We start from the raw sequence: 14,861 nt of genomic DNA on the forward strand, positions 1-14,861 counted from the left end.
CTGATTTACCCTTCTTTGCAATCACTGAAGGTTAGTCAAACGGCGGCGGAGCAAGCACCTCGCGGTTACCATTATGCCCCTGCTCGCTCACGATGCCCTGCGCTTCCATCTGCTCGATGATACGCGCTGCGCGGTTATAGCCGATGCGGAACTGACGCTGAACGCCAGAGATGGACGCTTTGCGTTTTTCGGTAACGAAGTTAACCGCCTGATCAAATAATGGATCCAGCTCTTCTCCACCGTCAAAACCGCCACCGCCGCCTTCGCTTTCTACATCGCTGGTAATACCGTCAACATACTGCGGACGACCGCGCGCTTTCCAGTCCTGCACCACGGCGTGAACTTCCTCATCGCGGACAAACGCGCCGTGGACACGCACCGGAGAGGTGGAGTTCGGGCCGGAATAGAGCATGTCACCCATACCCAGCAGCGACTCTGCGCCGCCCTGATCAAGAATGGTACGGGAGTCAATTTTACTTGATACCGTAAACGCAATACGCGTCGGAATGTTCGCTTTAATAAGACCAGTGATAACGTCCACGGAAGGACGCTGGGTCGCGAGCACAAGGTGAATACCGGCCGCACGCGCTTTCTGCGCCAGACGGGCAATCAGCTCTTCCACTTTCTTACCGACGGTCATCATCAGGTCAGCGAATTCATCGACCAGCACGACGATATAAGGCAGTTTTTCCAGCACCGGATGCTGGGCATCCATGCTGTCACCCGGCTTCCAGTAAGGATCCGGGATCGGACGTCCCATGCGCACAGCCTGGGCAATTTTCTCGTTATAACCGGCCAGGTTTCGCACGCCCAGCGCAGACATCAGCTTGTAGCGGCGTTCCATCTCATTGACGCTCCAGCGCAGGGCATTGGCGGCGTCTTTCATGTCGGTGACCACTTCGGTCAGCAGATGCGGAATGCCTTCGTAGACCGACAGTTCGAGCATTTTCGGGTCGATCATGATGAAACGCACGTCTTCCGGCTGCGCTTTATAAAGCATGCTGAGGATCATGGCGTTCACGCCGACGGACTTACCGGAACCGGTGGTACCCGCTACAAGCAGGTGAGGCATTTTGGCGAGATCAGCCACCACCGGATCGCCCGCGATATCTTTACCCAGCACCACGGTCAGCGGGGATGGGTTATCGCGGAATTTGGTGTTATCCAGCACTTCGCGCAGGTAAACGGTTTGACGTTTTTTGTTCGGCAGCTCAAGGCCAACGTAAGGTTTGCCGGGAATCACTTCCACCACACGTACCGCAACGGTCGACAGCGAACGCGCCAGGTCGCGGGACAGGTTCGAAATACGCGCGGCTTTAACACCCGGCGCCAGATTCAGTTCAAAACGGGTAATAACCGGGCCAGGAGAGTAGTTCACCACGTCCGCCTTGATACGGAAGTCGGCCAGACGAGCTTCCACCAGACGCGCCATCTGCTCCAGCGCAAACGTATCGACCGGCTCAACTTCAGACGGCGGCGGCGTTAACAGGTCCAGCGACGGTAACGGCGTACTTGGACGTTGCAATGGACGGCTGTCACCATTACGCATCAGCAGCGGGTGAATCAGGCTTTCCTGCGCCTGAGGCGCAGGTTGCTGGAATTGCGGAGGCTGTTGCGCCTGTTGCGGCTGCGTATAAGCCTGCGGAGCTGGCTGCTGACGCACTGGCTCGGCTTCCGGCATCACGCTCGGGGTAAATAAAGGCTCGCTCGGACCATCATCCACCAGATCCTTCATTGGCGAGAATTCAAAATCAGACAGCGAGAACGGGTTCGCACCAGCAGGTTGTTCACCGGAATAGCGTTGCTGCTGCGTTGCGGCAAACTGGCGCGCTAATTCGGCTTCCGCCGCGTCATCTTCATCTTCCAGAATCGGTTCATCGTGCTGGTATTCCTCACCGTAACGTTGATTCTGTTGCGCTGCGAACTGGCGAGCCAGTTCGTCCTGCTGCATTTCATCGGCGTCATCTTCGTACTCTGGTTCACGCGCTTTTTCTTCGGCCATACGCTGGGAAGGCAGCTTGATACCGTAAGAAGCAAGCTCACGACGAGTAGGCACACGGACACGATTAGGACGAGGCAATTGTGGGCCAATACCCTCTTTCACCTGAGGACGTGGTGTCCCACCTGTTGCCAGACTGAAGACAGGTGCAGCCACGGCCGCCGCCGCAGTTGCCTGCTTAACGCTTTCCGTAACAGGAGCAACAGCAGGTGTTGGGTCAACCGGCGGAACAGAGAAAGAAGGTGCTTTGGTAACCGGCTCCTGCACCGGTTCAGGCACAGGCTGATACCAGGCTGCCAGCTGCTCGCGTTCACGAGCACGACGCTCTTCAACCTCTTCAAAATAATACATTGGTGGACGAGAGGGTTTCACCTCTTCCACCACTTCAGGTTCAGGCTGTGGCGCTACATAAGGCTGCACAGATTCAACCGGCTCAGGCACATACTCCTGATACGGCTGGGCCACAGGCTGTTCATATTGCTGCGGTTCATATTCAGGTTGCGGCGGCTGATAAGGCTCCTGCCACTGCTCCTGATGCACAGGGATATAGCTTTCCGGTTCAGGGGCGATAACGGGCTCCGGTGTGTGAACACCGGGTGCTGTCTGCCAGTCAACCTGAGGCTGCTGAATAACGGATTCCGGCGGTGGAACCGGTGCAGATGGCATCACGGCTTCGACAGGTGCGGCATACGCCTGCGCAGCGGTCGTTGCTGCTGCGGCTGCCGCAACCGGCGCGGTAACGGTTTGGCCATTTAGCAGCGGATCGTATTCGTCAAAGTCACCCGGCGTGGCACGGCTCCCGGAGAAAAGCACATCATCAGGATCGACGGCGTTACCTGCTGCGCGATACTCAACCTGCTCGTCTTCATCCATGCGTTTGCCGGAGAAGAGTGCCGCATCGGTTTTACGTCCAAGCGGGTTGGCAAATTTTTCAGCTACGCGCTGGCGACGCGCCAGTGCCCCACGCAGGATACGGGCGCGACGGGATTCGCGACGTTGCACAGGCGCTTCATCCTCATCTTCGTCTTCATCTTCATACTCGTCTTCATCCACCCACGTATCGTCACGACGGGTACGGTTGCTGGCGAAGGTCAGAATGGTGAGGATAAAACTGCCGATTTTCTCGGCAATGCTCACCCAGGACCAGCCGGTAAACAACGTCAGCCCGGCAGCCCAGATGCACAGCAGCGCCAGCGTGCCGCCGCTGCTGTGGAGCATCGGTTGCAGTGCAGAACTCAACAAACTGCCGATCACTCCGCCAGAGGCAAAGTACCAGATATCATCGGCATTAATGGCCGCCAGACCGCATGAGGTCAGGATCAGTGCCAGCGCGCCGATCAGGCGCAGCGAAACCGCGAAATAGTCGATGTAATCATCGTTCTGACGATGACGCCACGCAAACCAGCATCCGCCAATGATAATGACGGGAAGGGTGTAGGCCATCACACCGAAAATGAAAAACAGCGTGTCCGCAAGCCAGGCACCGGGGACACCGCCTAAATTATGGATAGGCTCATGCCATGCAGTTTGTGACCAGCTGGGATCTGAGGGGTTGAAACTGAGTAAGGCTGCCATCAGCCAGACGGCAAAAAGGGCAATAACAATCAGCAAAGCCTCGAGGAGACGACGTCCGCTGCTTAGCTTCGATAGTGTGACTTCTTTGTCTTCAGTGTATTCCTGGCTCAAGAAAGGCTCTCCAGGTATCAGGCATATCCTGCCTGTTTGCTAAAACGGACAACAGCGCCGGGACTCCCCGGCACTGTTGCTGTATGGATTAACAGGAGTGTAATCAAACTACGCTGATTTTGCACCTGTTCCGTGTTAGCGCGTCTTAATAACCAGACGATTGCTCTGTTTGACCTCTTCCATCACCACATAAGTACGGGTGTCGTTCACGCCCGGCAGACGCAGCAGGGTCTCACCCAGCAGCTTACGGTAGGCGGACATATCCGGCACACGGGTTTTCAACAGGTAGTCGAAATCACCGGACACCAGGTGACACTCTTGAATTTCTTCAAGTTTTTGTACAGCAGCGTTAAATTGCTCAAACACATCCGGCGCACCACGATTCAGAGTAATCTCAACAAATACCAGAAGTGAGGCATCCAGATAATGCGGGTTCAGCAGAGCAGTATAGCCCTGAATGAAACCCTGTCTTTCCAGTCGGCGCACACGCTCAAGGCATGGCGTCGGGGAAAGTCCCACACGTTTTGAAAGCTCGACGTTGGAAATACGCCCATCCTTTTGCAATTCATTAAGAATGTTACGATCGATACGGTCGAGATCTTTGCCAGGGCGCTTCTTGCTATCTACCATTATTATTGTCTCTCTGTATTCCTTCCCTACTCCTGCCTGGACCCTGTGCACATCACTGTTCAGAGCCTGTACCCGTTAGTCATCACATCGCCTGGTTTTGTATTAGACGCGATGCGGATTCGGGTTCTGTTGGTAAGAAGACCGTTGCCCGAAGGCAGTCACCGACATCACGTATGGCGTCTGTCCACGCCATGCGTAGATTTCACTGACCCGGTAAAAATGGCATTTACATGCATGCCTATGCGGCACACGGTTAACGCGGTTTTTTTTCTTCCTTGAATGTTTTCGCAAAAGCGCAGGGGATTGTCAAAGCAAAACATCGTTTTTTAGTACAACATGCCGGATATTCATTACGGCAGGGTATGAATCCTCATTTTATTGCCTTACAAACGACCGTTTTTCAAGGGAAAGCGCGATGTTATCGCGCGCCATTCATCGTCAGCGGCTATTACACAGATTGATATCAAAATTGCTGCGCTCTTTTTTTACGGCAACAAATTCCCTACAATCCTGCCAAATGTCTGCCAACAACAATGGGGATCTCATGGGCACGGCTAAACACAGTAAGCTGCTAATCCTTGGTTCTGGACCTGCGGGATATACCGCGGCGGTCTATGCTGCACGCGCTAACCTGCAACCGGTGTTAATTACCGGCATGGAAAAAGGCGGTCAGCTGACCACCACCACCGAAGTGGAAAACTGGCCAGGCGACCCGCACGACCTGACCGGGCCGCTGCTGATGGAGCGTATGCACGAGCATGCCGCTAAATTCGAAACCGAAATTCTGTTCGACCACATCAATAAGGTCGATCTGCAGAACCGTCCGTTCCGCCTGACGGGCGACAGCGGCGAATACACCTGTGACGCGCTGATCATCGCCACCGGTGCCTCTGCCCGTTACCTCGGTCTGCCATCCGAAGAAGCGTTCAAAGGCCGCGGCGTTTCTGCATGCGCTACCTGCGACGGTTTCTTCTACCGCAATCAGAAAGTCGCGGTCATTGGCGGCGGTAACACCGCAGTGGAAGAAGCGCTCTACCTGGCGAACATTGCCTCTGAGGTGCATCTGATCCACCGTCGCGACACCTTCCGCGCAGAAAAAATCCTGATCAAACGTCTGATGGATAAAGTGGCAAGCGGCAACATCGTGCTGCATACCAACCGCACCCTGGAAGAGGTGACGGGCGATCAGATGGGCGTTGCGGGTCTGCGTATCCGTGATACCCAGAACACCGATAATGTTGAAACGCTGGAAGTGGCGGGTCTGTTTGTGGCTATCGGCCACAGCCCGAACACCGCGATCTTTGACGGTCAACTAGAGCTGGAAAACGGCTACATCAAAGTGCAGTCTGGTATTCACGGCAACGCGACCCAGACCAGCATCCCGGGCGTGTTCGCCGCTGGTGACGTGATGGACCATATTTATCGTCAGGCGATTACCTCAGCGGGCACCGGCTGTATGGCCGCGCTGGACGCTGAACGCTACCTCGATGGACTGGCTGAACAAGGTAAATAATCTTTACAAGTCAGTAACAAACGTAAATAAAGGCGGCGATAAGTCGCCTTTATTGTCTCACCGTTGTAACATTGCGCTGCCCAATTTCTAATAACGTCACCTGCAAAGTACGCAATGGAAAAAACCCGTCAACAAGAGTTAACACGCTGGCTGAAACAGCAAAGCGTTCTTTCCCGCCGCTGGCTTACGATCTCCCGTATTCTTGGGTTCGTCAGTGGTCTGTTGATTGTTGCCCAGGCATGGCTGCTGGCCCGCATTCTTAATCATATGATCATGGAGAACATTCCACGCGAAGCGCTCCTGCTGCCCTTTATTGTTCTGATCCTGATTTTTATCCTGCGCGCCTGGGTGGTGTGGCTGCGTGAGCGCGTCGGTTTTCACGCCGGACAGCACATCCGCTACGAGATCCGCCGTCAGGTGCTCGATCGCCTTCAGGAAGCCGGGCCCGCGTGGATCCAGGGTAAACCGGCCGGTAGCTGGGCGACGCTGATCCTTGAGCAGATTGACGATATGCACGACTACTATGCGCGCTATCTGCCGCAGATGGCCCTTGCCGTCTTTGTTCCGCTGCTTATTGTGCTCGCCATCTTCCCGGTGAACTGGATGGCCGCGCTGATTCTGATGGGCACCGCCCCGCTGATCCCGCTGTTTATGGCGCTGGTCGGCATGGGGGCTGCGGACGCTAACCGTCGTAACTTCCTGGCATTGGGTCGCTTAAGCGGCCATTTCCTCGACCGTCTGCGCGGCATGGAAACATTGCGCATTTTTGGTCGCGGTGAAGCGGAAACCGAAAACATTCGCCAGGCATCGCAGGACTTCCGTCAGCGCACTATGGAAGTGTTACGCCTCGCCTTCCTGTCCTCAGGCGTACTTGAATTCTTCACCTCGCTGTCGATTGCCCTCGTGGCGGTCTATTTCGGCTTCTCCTATCTCGGCGCGCTGGATTTTGGCCATTACGGCACGGTGGTGACCCTTTCTGCCGGTTTCCTGGCACTGATCCTGGCCCCGGAGTTTTTCCAGCCGCTTCGCGATCTGGGGACCTTCTATCACGCCAAAGCCCAGGCGGTTGGCGCAGCCGATAGCCTGAAAACGTTCCTGGAAACGCCGCTGGCGCACCCGGAACGGGGTGACATTACGCTGAATGCTAAAGATCCCGTGACTATTGAAGCGCAGGACTTTTCCATTTTGTCACCCGAAGGCAAAGTGCTCGCAGGTCCGCTGAACTTTACCTTACCGGCCGGACAACGCGTAGTGCTCGTCGGCACCAGCGGTTCCGGGAAAAGTTCGCTGCTGAATGCGCTATCCGGTTTTATGGCCTACACAGGTTCACTGCGGATCAACAAAACGGAACTGCGCAACCTCGATCCTGACGCCTGGCGTAAACAGCTGAGTTGGGTAGGCCAAAATCCGCAGCTTCCAGCCTCTACGCTACGTGAAAACGTGCTGCTGGCGCGCCCGGATGCCCGAGAAGACGAGCTGCAATCTGTCCTTGACCGCGCATGGGTCAGCGAATTTCTGCCGCAACTCCCGCAGGGAGTTGATACCGTGGTCGGCGACCAGTCTGCCGGGCTGTCCGTCGGACAGGCGCAGCGTGTGGCGGTTGCCCGTGCGCTGCTTAACCCGTGCCAGCTGATGCTGCTTGATGAGCCCGCAGCCAGCCTGGATGCACACAGCGAGCAGCGCGTAATGGATGCCCTGAATGACGCCTCTCTGCAGCAAACCACCCTGATGGTCACCCATCAGCTGGAAGGTATTGCCGACTGGGACCAGATCTGGGTCATGGAGAACGGCCGTATTGTTGAGCAAGGCGATTACGCCTCTCTCGTTACCGCGCAGGGACCGTTTGCCGCCCTGCTGGCAAATCGTCAGGAGGACATCTGATGCGTGCTCTGCTGCCTTATCTTGCGCTCTATAAACGCCACAAATGGATGCTGACACTGGGGATTGTGCTGGCGATTGTGACGCTGCTCGCCAGTATCGGCCTGCTCACCCTTTCCGGCTGGTTCCTGTCGGCCTCTGCCGTTGCGGGCGTTGCCGGGTTGTACAGCTTCAACTATATGCTTCCGGCGGCCGGTGTTCGCGGTACCGCCATCACCCGTACTGCCGGACGCTATTTCGAACGGCTGGTCAGCCACGACGCCACTTTCCGCGTGCTGCAGCACCTGCGTATCTACACCTTCAGCAAACTACTGCCCCTCTCCCCTGCCGGGCTGGCGCGTTTTCGTCAGGGTGAGTTACTTAACCGTGTCGTAGCGGATGTCGACACGCTGGATCACCTGTACCTGCGCGTGATATCCCCGATCGTGGGCGCGTTTGTGGTGATTGTAGTGGTCACGCTGGGACTGTCCGTTCTGGATGTTCCCGTTGCGCTGACGCTGGGTGGGATCATGTTGCTCACGCTCATTATTTTGCCACCGCTGTTTTACCGCGCCGGGAAATCCACCGGGGAAAACCTGACGCGCCTGCGCGGGGACTACCGTCAGCAACTGACCTCCTGGCTTCAGGGGCAGGCCGAGTTGACCATTTTTGGTGCCAGCAAGCGCTACCGCGCCCGAATGGAAAGTACGGAACTGAACTGGCATGAGGCCCAGCGCCGCCAGTCGGAACTGACGGCCTTCTCTCAGGCGCTGATGATGTTAATCGGCGGCGTGGCAGTAATCGCTATGCTATGGCTGGCATCCGGTGGTATCGGCGGTAATACGCAGCCAGGTCCTCTGATTGCCCTCTTCGTGTTCTGTGCTCTGGCCGCATTTGAAGCGCTGGCACCGGTGACAGGCGCTTTCCAGCATTTGGGACAGGTAATCGCCTCCGCCCTGCGCATCACCCAGATCGCCGAGCAAGAACCTGAAGTCACATTCAGTGACGCACAGACCGCGGTGCCAGAGAACGTTGCGCTCACGCTTGATAATGTCACTTTCGCTTACGACAAGCAGGCGCAGAACGCACTGGAAGGTGTGAATCTCGCGGTAAACGCTGGCCAGCGCATTGCCATACTCGGCCGTACCGGCTGTGGCAAATCGACGCTGTTACAGTTGCTGACCCGCGCCTGGGACCCGCAACACGGTCAGATTCGTTTCAATGATACGTTGCTGACAGATTTCAGCGAACAGTCTCTGCGCAAAACTGTCAGTGTGGTTCCGCAGCGCGTGCATCTGTTTAGCGCCACACTGCGCGATAACCTGCTGCTGGCATCACCAGAGGCCTCTGATGAAGAACTGAGCGCCATGCTGGAACAGGTTGGACTGCATAAGTTGCTTGAAGATGCAGGGCTAAACAGCTGGCTGGGTGAAGGTGGCCGTCAGCTCTCCGGCGGTGAGCTGCGCCGTCTGGCGATTGCCCGCGCGCTGCTGCACGATGCGCCGCTGATGTTGCTGGACGAACCGACGGAAGGTCTGGACGCCACAACCGAGAGCCAAATCCTTGATTTGCTGGCCAATGTCATGACCGGTAAAACCGTGCTGATGGTCACGCACCGCCTGCGCGGACTGGCGAGTTTTGATCAGATAATTGTGATGGACAACGGACACATTATTGAGCAAGGTAGTCACACAGAACTGTTGGCGAAACAGGGTCGCTACTACCAGTTTAAACAGCGTCTGTAGACTATATTTGTACCGATCCTCACTCGCGTATTGGAGTTCTGCTGTCATGCGCCTGGTCCAGCTTTCTCGTCATAATATTGCGTTCCCTTCTCCGGAGGGGGCGCTACGTGAACCCAATGGGTTGCTGGCTCTTGGTGGCGATCTCAGTCCTGCACGACTATTGATGGCCTACCAGCGAGGTATTTTTCCCTGGTTTTCCCCCGGTGACCCGATTTTATGGTGGTCTCCCGATCCGCGTGCCGTACTGTGGCCTGCGCAGTTTCACCTGAGCCGCAGCATGAAGCGTTTCCACGCTAAATCACCGTATCGGGTGACCTTGAATCACGCCTTTGGTCAGGTGATTGAAGGCTGTGCTGAAGACCGCTATGAAGGGACATGGATAACACGCGATATCATTACCGCTTACCACCAGCTCCATGAACTGGGTTACGCCCATTCCATTGAGGTATGGGAAGGCAGTGAGCTCGTCGGCGGCATGTATGGCGTCGCGCAAGGGACGCTTTTTTGCGGCGAATCCATGTTCTCCCGCGCGGTGAATGCCTCAAAAACGGCGCTGCTGGTCTTCTGCCAGGCGTTTTCCCAACGCGGCGGACGCCTGATCGATTGTCAGGTACTCAACGAGCATACGGCCTCCCTGGGTGCTGTTGAAATTCCGCGACGCCAGTACATCGAACAACTGGATGCCAGCCGTCAGGAGAAGCTCCCGCGCGACTTCTGGATACCGAGAACGCTCTTTCTGCCCAATGCCTAAATGTTTTCCGCATATTTTTTGTGAGGGTGTTATAATTATGCCGCAGAGTAGCTTCTGCCTGTTGCCCCGCCGCCGTTTGGGACCCTCGCTTCAGATAACGTCCTGACGTTTATCCTGTCGTCTCCCCTTTACGAATGCGCTTCCTGTTCGGTTGTACCGTGACGCTTGGGCAATGCGCCGAAACTGTTTTGCTGCGTTTTAATCGCGCAATTCTTTACTTAATTGATGAATTTCGGCATTATCTTGCCGGTTCAAAACTTGGTAGTGATACCCCAGAGGATTAGATGGCCAAAGAAGACAATATTGAAATGCAGGGTACCGTACTTGATACGTTGCCTAATACCATGTTTCGCGTAGAGCTGGAAAACGGTCACGTGGTAACTGCGCACATCTCCGGTAAAATGCGCAAAAACTACATCCGCATTTTGACGGGCGACAAAGTGACTGTTGAACTGACCCCGTACGACCTGAGCAAAGGCCGCATTGTCTTCCGTAGTCGCTAATTGTTTTCGCCTGTAATGGCAGATGAATATTTAAAAGGTCGGGATAATCCCGGCCTTTTTTATTTATGGCTTTAGTTATGCTGCGTCGGAAGATGTATTGTCATCCACGGTTGTACAGGAGCGATTAAATCCCCCGCCATAGAATGAGCCATGTCATGGAGTAATCCCGTGAGGTGCGGCAACATATCGCGGTCAAAATGCGATACCAGCAGTATGTGGTTTAACGCCCGACAGTAATCACACTGTGCTTCGGTGCCTTCAAGCAGCCACTCTTTTTGTCTCGGTTGTTCCGCTTCGTCCTCAAATTCCACCACCTGAAAATCACGCATTGACTCTGTGAGGCCGGATTTCATTTCTTCCAGATACGCCCCAAGGCAGCGACAGATGGGCTGCGTTTGTGGGAGTGATGTGCAATCGAGGAGGATTTCGGTGAGCAATTTGCAGCGCTCTGCAAGGGTTGGGAGATCGGGGTTGAGGGAGAGTTCGCTGTAGAGTTGGGAGATAGACTGGTTTTCCATATTCATAATTTCCATATTAAGAGCTGAAAACTACCACCAGAAACGCCAACTTCGGGTGGCAGACTGAACCGGTTTGGCGTACCGACCATATGGAAAATCGGCGCTTCAAAAGAAGCCCCGGTTCAGCCCACCATATTTGAAGATACGGATTATACCGCAGCTAAAAAAAGAGTGAACGAAACCAGTGACGTTGCGTTAGCAACATCTTTCCATATGTGTGTAATCAGGACGCCAATCCCAGCACCTGATTTTGCAGGTGCGACGCCATTTTATTACTGTGGTTTTATCCAGCAACTGACTTCGAAGGAAACTGGAAAGCGCCTCGCAAAATTCCTCTGCGGTCTGTTGCCCTCACCCCAACCCTCTCCCACAGGGAGAGGGAGAAAACACTAAAAACGACAACACTGTTGTCGTTTTGCTTTTACCTTGGCAGGCATAAAAAAACCGGGCAAAAGCCCGGTTTTTAACATTAACGTTCAACTCACTCAGTGAGCCGCTTCAGGCTTGTGTTTCTGCGCACTCTGGAAATCATACGTCAGCTCATTCTTCGCCTGATCCAGCGCCACCGTCACCTGGCCGCCATCCACCAGCGAGCCAAACAGCAGTTCGTTCGCCAGCGGTTTCTTCAGGTTGTCCTGAATCACACGCGCCATAGGACGAGCGCCCATCGCACGGTCATAGCCTTTCTCAGCCAGCCAGTTGCGGGCCTCCTGGCTCACTTCCAGCGACACGCCTTTCTGATCCAACTGAACCTGCAGTTCGACGATGAACTTATCCACTACCTGATGGATCACCTCGGTAGACAAGTGATCGAACCAGATAATGTTGTCCAGACGGTTACGGAATTCCGGCGTAAAGATCTTTTTGATCTCTTCCATAGCATCGGTGCTGTTATCCTGGTGGATGAGGCCGATGGATTTACGCTCGGTTTCACGCACACCGGCGTTGGTGGTCATCACCAGCACCACGTTGCGGAAGTCCGCCTTGCGCCCGTTGTTGTCGGTCAGCGTCCCGTTGTCCATCACCTGCAGCAGGATGTTGAACACGTCCGGGTGCGCTTTCTCGATTTCATCGAGCAACAGTACCGCGTGCGGATGCTTGATCACCGCGTCGGTCAGCAGACCGCCCTGGTCAAAGCCCACATAGCCCGGAGGCGCACCAATCAAACGGCTGACGGTGTGACGCTCCATATACTCGGACATATCAAAACGCAGCAGCTCAATGCCCAGGGCTTTGGAGAGCTGTACTGTCACCTCGGTTTTCCCGACACCGGTTGGACCGGCGAACAGGAAGGAACCGACTGGCTTGTGGTCATGTCCCAGCCCAGCGCGTGCCATCTTGATCGCTTCGGTTAAGGCCTCAATGGCTTTATCCTGACCAAAGACCAGCATTTTCAGGCGATTGCCGAGGGTGCGCAGCGTGTCGCGGTCGCTCTGAGAAACGCTCTTCTCAGGGATACGCGCGATACGGGCGACTACAGACTCAATATCCGCCACGTTAACGGTTTTCTTACGCTTGCTGGCCGGCATCAGGCGCGCACGCGCCCCTGCCTCATCAATCACGTCAATCGCCTTATCCGGCAGATGACGGTCGTTGATGTATTTCACCGCCAGCTCCACCGCCGCACGTACCGCTTTCGCGGTGTAACGCACGTCGTGGTGCGCTTCGTACTTCGGCTTCAGGCCATTGATGATCTGCACCGTCTCCTCGACGGACGGTTCGGTCACGTCGATTTTCTGGAAGCGGCGCGCCAGCGCACGGTCTTTCTCAAAGATGTTGCTGAACTCCTGGTAGGTGGTGGAGCCAATCACGCGGATCTTGCCGCTGGAGAGCAGCGGTTTGATCAGGTTCGCGGCATCCACCTGGCCACCGGAGGCCGCACCTGCACCGATGATGGTATGGATTTCATCAATAAACAAAATGCTGTTGGTGTCCTGCTCCAGCTGTTTTAACAGCGCCTTGAAGCGTTTTTCAAAATCACCGCGGTATTTGGTGCCAGCCAGCAGCGAGCCGATATCCAGCGAATAGATGGTGCAATCGGCAATCACTTCCGGCACGTCGCCCTGCACGATACGCCAGGCCAGGCCTTCGGCAATCGCGGTTTTACCCACGCCAGATTCCCCCACCAGCAGCGGGTTGTTCTTGCGACGACGGCACAGCACCTGGATCGCTCGCTCCAGCTCTTTATCGCGGCCAATCAGCGGGTCGATACCGCCAACGCGAGCAAGCTGGTTAAGGTTGGTGGTGAAGTTTTCCATACGATCCTCCCCGCCTGCTTGCTCTTCATTATTGTTATTGACCTGATTGCTGGAATCCGATGCCTGGTTAGGCTCGTCTTTGCGCGTTCCGTGAGAAATAAAGTTAACCACATCGAGGCGGCTGACTTCGTGTTTGCGCAGCAGGTAGGCAGCCTGTGACTCCTGCTCGCTGAAGATGGCGACTAAGACGTTTGCGCCAGTCACTTCGCTACGTCCGGAAGACTGGACGTGGAAAACCGCGCGCTGCAATACACGCTGGAAGCTGAGCGTCGGCTGCGTGTCGCGCTCTTCTTCACTGGCTGGCAGCACCGGTGTGGTTTGTTCGATGAAGGCTTCGAGTTCCTGACGTAGCGCCACCAGATCCACGGAGCAGGCTTCCAGCGCTTCGCGGGCAGATGGGTTGCTAAGCAGTGCGAGCAGTAAATGCTCGACGGTCATAAACTCATGTCGGTGCTCACGCGCTCTGGCGAAAGCCATGTTTAAACTGAGTTCCAGTTCTTGATTGAGCATAGGCACCTCCCCCAATTTTATGCCTTATCAGGCCTTTTCCAGCGTACACAGCAACGGATGCTCGTTCTCCCTCGCGTAGTCGTTCACCATCGCCACTTTGGTTTCCGCGACTTCAGCAGTAAAGATGCCGCAGATCGCTTTACCACGATAATGAACGGTAAGCATCAGTTGCGTTGCACGTTCTACATCATAAGAAAAGAACTTTTGTAGCACGTCAATAACAAATTCCATCGGCGTGTAATCATCGTTCATTAACATAACTTTATACATAGATGGCGGTTTTAGCGCGTCGCGCACTTTGTCTTCCGCCAGCTGGTCAAAATCCAGCCAATCGTTGGTCTTACCCATTATGCATAACCACTTTGAATCTACCTCAGATGTTAGATAACAATCATCTATTACTGTCATCCGCGATGTCTGTCACAAACTGTTGCAATAGCGTTAACTGCTTCAAACTTTGGTTGATTATTGTCCCATCTCCAGCCCCAAACGCTTGACGACTTCTTTCGTTTCTCTAAATTGTACAAGCGTGAGATGGCGAGGTTTTGAACAGCCCCCACTCCACCACCGGTTCATTCCATCTTAATTTATAAGATTTACGAAGGATGTCGAAGCATGGAAATGGGTACTGTTAAGTGGTTCAACAACGCCAAAGGGTTTGGATTCATCTGCCCCGAAGGCGGCGGCGAGGATATCTTCGCTCACTATTCCACCATTCAGATGGATGGTTACAGAACGCTCAAAGCCGGGCAGTCCGTCCGGTTCGATGTACACCAGGGACCAAAAGGCAATCATGCAAGCCTTATCGTACCCATTGAAGCAGAGACGGTTGCATAGCTCTCTGTTTTATTGTGTACATCCCGCAGTCAAAATGCCAGCCCGATCGGCTGG

Annotated in this window: 11 protein-coding genes; 6 read left to right on the forward strand and 5 right to left on the reverse strand. The window is 54.9% G+C overall.

Features of this window, described 5'->3' with window-relative positions:
- Positions 1-31: 31 nt before the first annotated feature.
- Together AC0XWG_RS22645 and lrp are read right to left on the reverse strand one after the other, a co-directional pair.
- Positions 32-3,685, reverse strand: coding sequence for a DNA translocase FtsK 4TM domain-containing protein (locus AC0XWG_RS22645; RefSeq protein ID WP_128348079.1), 3,654 nt, complete (start codon positions 3,683-3,685; stop codon positions 32-34).
- Between the two features lie 135 nt (positions 3,686-3,820).
- Positions 3,821-4,315, reverse strand: a complete 495-nt coding sequence (lrp, locus tag AC0XWG_RS22650; protein WP_000228469.1) for a leucine-responsive transcriptional regulator Lrp — start codon at positions 4,313-4,315, stop codon at positions 3,821-3,823.
- 544 nt (positions 4,316-4,859) lie between these two features.
- On the opposite strand from lrp, the gene trxB reads away from it, so the two are divergent.
- The 5 genes from trxB (at position 4,860) to infA (ending at position 10,684) form a co-directional block, all read left to right on the forward strand.
- On the forward strand, positions 4,860-5,828 hold the full coding sequence (gene trxB / locus AC0XWG_RS22655) for a thioredoxin-disulfide reductase (RefSeq protein WP_049005462.1): 969 nt from the start codon (positions 4,860-4,862) through the stop codon (positions 5,826-5,828).
- A 114-nt stretch (positions 5,829-5,942) separates the two neighbouring features.
- Positions 5,943-7,709 (forward strand): heme ABC transporter permease/ATP-binding protein CydD, encoded by a 1,767-nt coding sequence (gene cydD, locus AC0XWG_RS22660; protein WP_028019260.1) that lies wholly within the window; start codon positions 5,943-5,945, stop codon positions 7,707-7,709.
- A complete protein-coding gene (gene cydC / locus AC0XWG_RS22665) occupies positions 7,709-9,430 on the forward strand; it encodes a heme ABC transporter ATP-binding protein/permease CydC (RefSeq protein ID WP_475681098.1) in 1,722 nt (573 codons plus the stop codon). The genes cydD and cydC overlap by 1 nt, the downstream gene beginning before the upstream one ends.
- Positions 9,431-9,476: 46 nt before the next feature.
- The gene (aat, locus tag AC0XWG_RS22670; RefSeq protein ID WP_475681099.1) at positions 9,477-10,181 is read left to right on the forward strand and encodes a leucyl/phenylalanyl-tRNA--protein transferase; all 705 of its coding nucleotides are present in this window, start codon (positions 9,477-9,479) and stop codon (positions 10,179-10,181) included.
- A 284-nt stretch (positions 10,182-10,465) separates the two neighbouring features.
- The gene (gene infA, locus AC0XWG_RS22675; protein ID WP_002211347.1) at positions 10,466-10,684 is read left to right on the forward strand and encodes a translation initiation factor IF-1; all 219 of its coding nucleotides are present in this window, start codon (positions 10,466-10,468) and stop codon (positions 10,682-10,684) included.
- Positions 10,685-10,755: 71 nt separating this feature from the next.
- Here the strand turns inward: infA and AC0XWG_RS22680 are convergent, their stop codons facing one another.
- From AC0XWG_RS22680 to clpS, 3 genes are all read right to left on the reverse strand, one after another.
- Entirely contained in the window at positions 10,756-11,217 is a 462-nt protein-coding gene (locus tag AC0XWG_RS22680) for a hypothetical protein (protein ID WP_028019263.1), read from the reverse strand.
- 470 nt (positions 11,218-11,687) lie between these two features.
- Positions 11,688-13,970: an ATP-dependent Clp protease ATP-binding subunit ClpA gene (gene clpA, locus AC0XWG_RS22685; RefSeq protein WP_049005459.1), complete on the reverse strand. Its 2,283-nt coding sequence runs from the start codon at positions 13,968-13,970 to the stop codon at positions 11,688-11,690.
- A 27-nt stretch (positions 13,971-13,997) separates the two neighbouring features.
- Positions 13,998-14,318 carry an ATP-dependent Clp protease adapter ClpS gene (gene clpS / locus AC0XWG_RS22690; RefSeq protein WP_006174393.1) on the reverse strand — a complete coding sequence of 107 codons (321 nt, stop codon included), beginning with the start codon at positions 14,316-14,318 and terminating at the stop codon, positions 13,998-14,000.
- Positions 14,319-14,585: 267 nt separating this feature from the next.
- On the opposite strand from clpS, the gene cspD reads away from it, so the two are divergent.
- Entirely contained in the window at positions 14,586-14,807 is a 222-nt protein-coding gene (gene cspD / locus AC0XWG_RS22695; RefSeq protein ID WP_008499993.1) for a cold shock-like protein CspD, read from the forward strand.
- Positions 14,808-14,861: the final 54 nt, after the last annotated feature.

Source organism: Enterobacter sp. DVT3837 (assembly GCF_056238685.1).

Excerpts from the sequence above, each read along its gene's own strand:
- lrp (WP_000228469.1), bottom strand. The coding sequence starts at position 4,315 with ATGGTAGATAGCAAGAAGCGCCCTGGCAAAGATCTCGACCGTATCGAT.
- AC0XWG_RS22680 (WP_028019263.1), bottom strand. The coding sequence starts at position 11,217 with ATGGAAATTATGAATATGGAAAACCAGTCTATCTCCCAACTCTACAGC.
- cydC (WP_475681098.1), top strand. The coding sequence starts at position 7,709 with ATGCGTGCTCTGCTGCCTTATCTTGCGCTCTATAAACGCCACAAATGG.
- trxB (WP_049005462.1), top strand. The coding sequence starts at position 4,860 with ATGGGCACGGCTAAACACAGTAAGCTGCTAATCCTTGGTTCTGGACCT.
- infA (WP_002211347.1), top strand. The coding sequence starts at position 10,466 with ATGGCCAAAGAAGACAATATTGAAATGCAGGGTACCGTACTTGATACG.
- clpA (WP_049005459.1), bottom strand. The coding sequence starts at position 13,970 with ATGCTCAATCAAGAACTGGAACTCAGTTTAAACATGGCTTTCGCCAGA.
- cydD (WP_028019260.1), top strand. The coding sequence starts at position 5,943 with ATGGAAAAAACCCGTCAACAAGAGTTAACACGCTGGCTGAAACAGCAA.
- aat (WP_475681099.1), top strand. The coding sequence starts at position 9,477 with ATGCGCCTGGTCCAGCTTTCTCGTCATAATATTGCGTTCCCTTCTCCG.
- cspD (WP_008499993.1), top strand. The coding sequence starts at position 14,586 with ATGGAAATGGGTACTGTTAAGTGGTTCAACAACGCCAAAGGGTTTGGA.
- clpS (WP_006174393.1), bottom strand. The coding sequence starts at position 14,318 with ATGGGTAAGACCAACGATTGGCTGGATTTTGACCAGCTGGCGGAAGAC.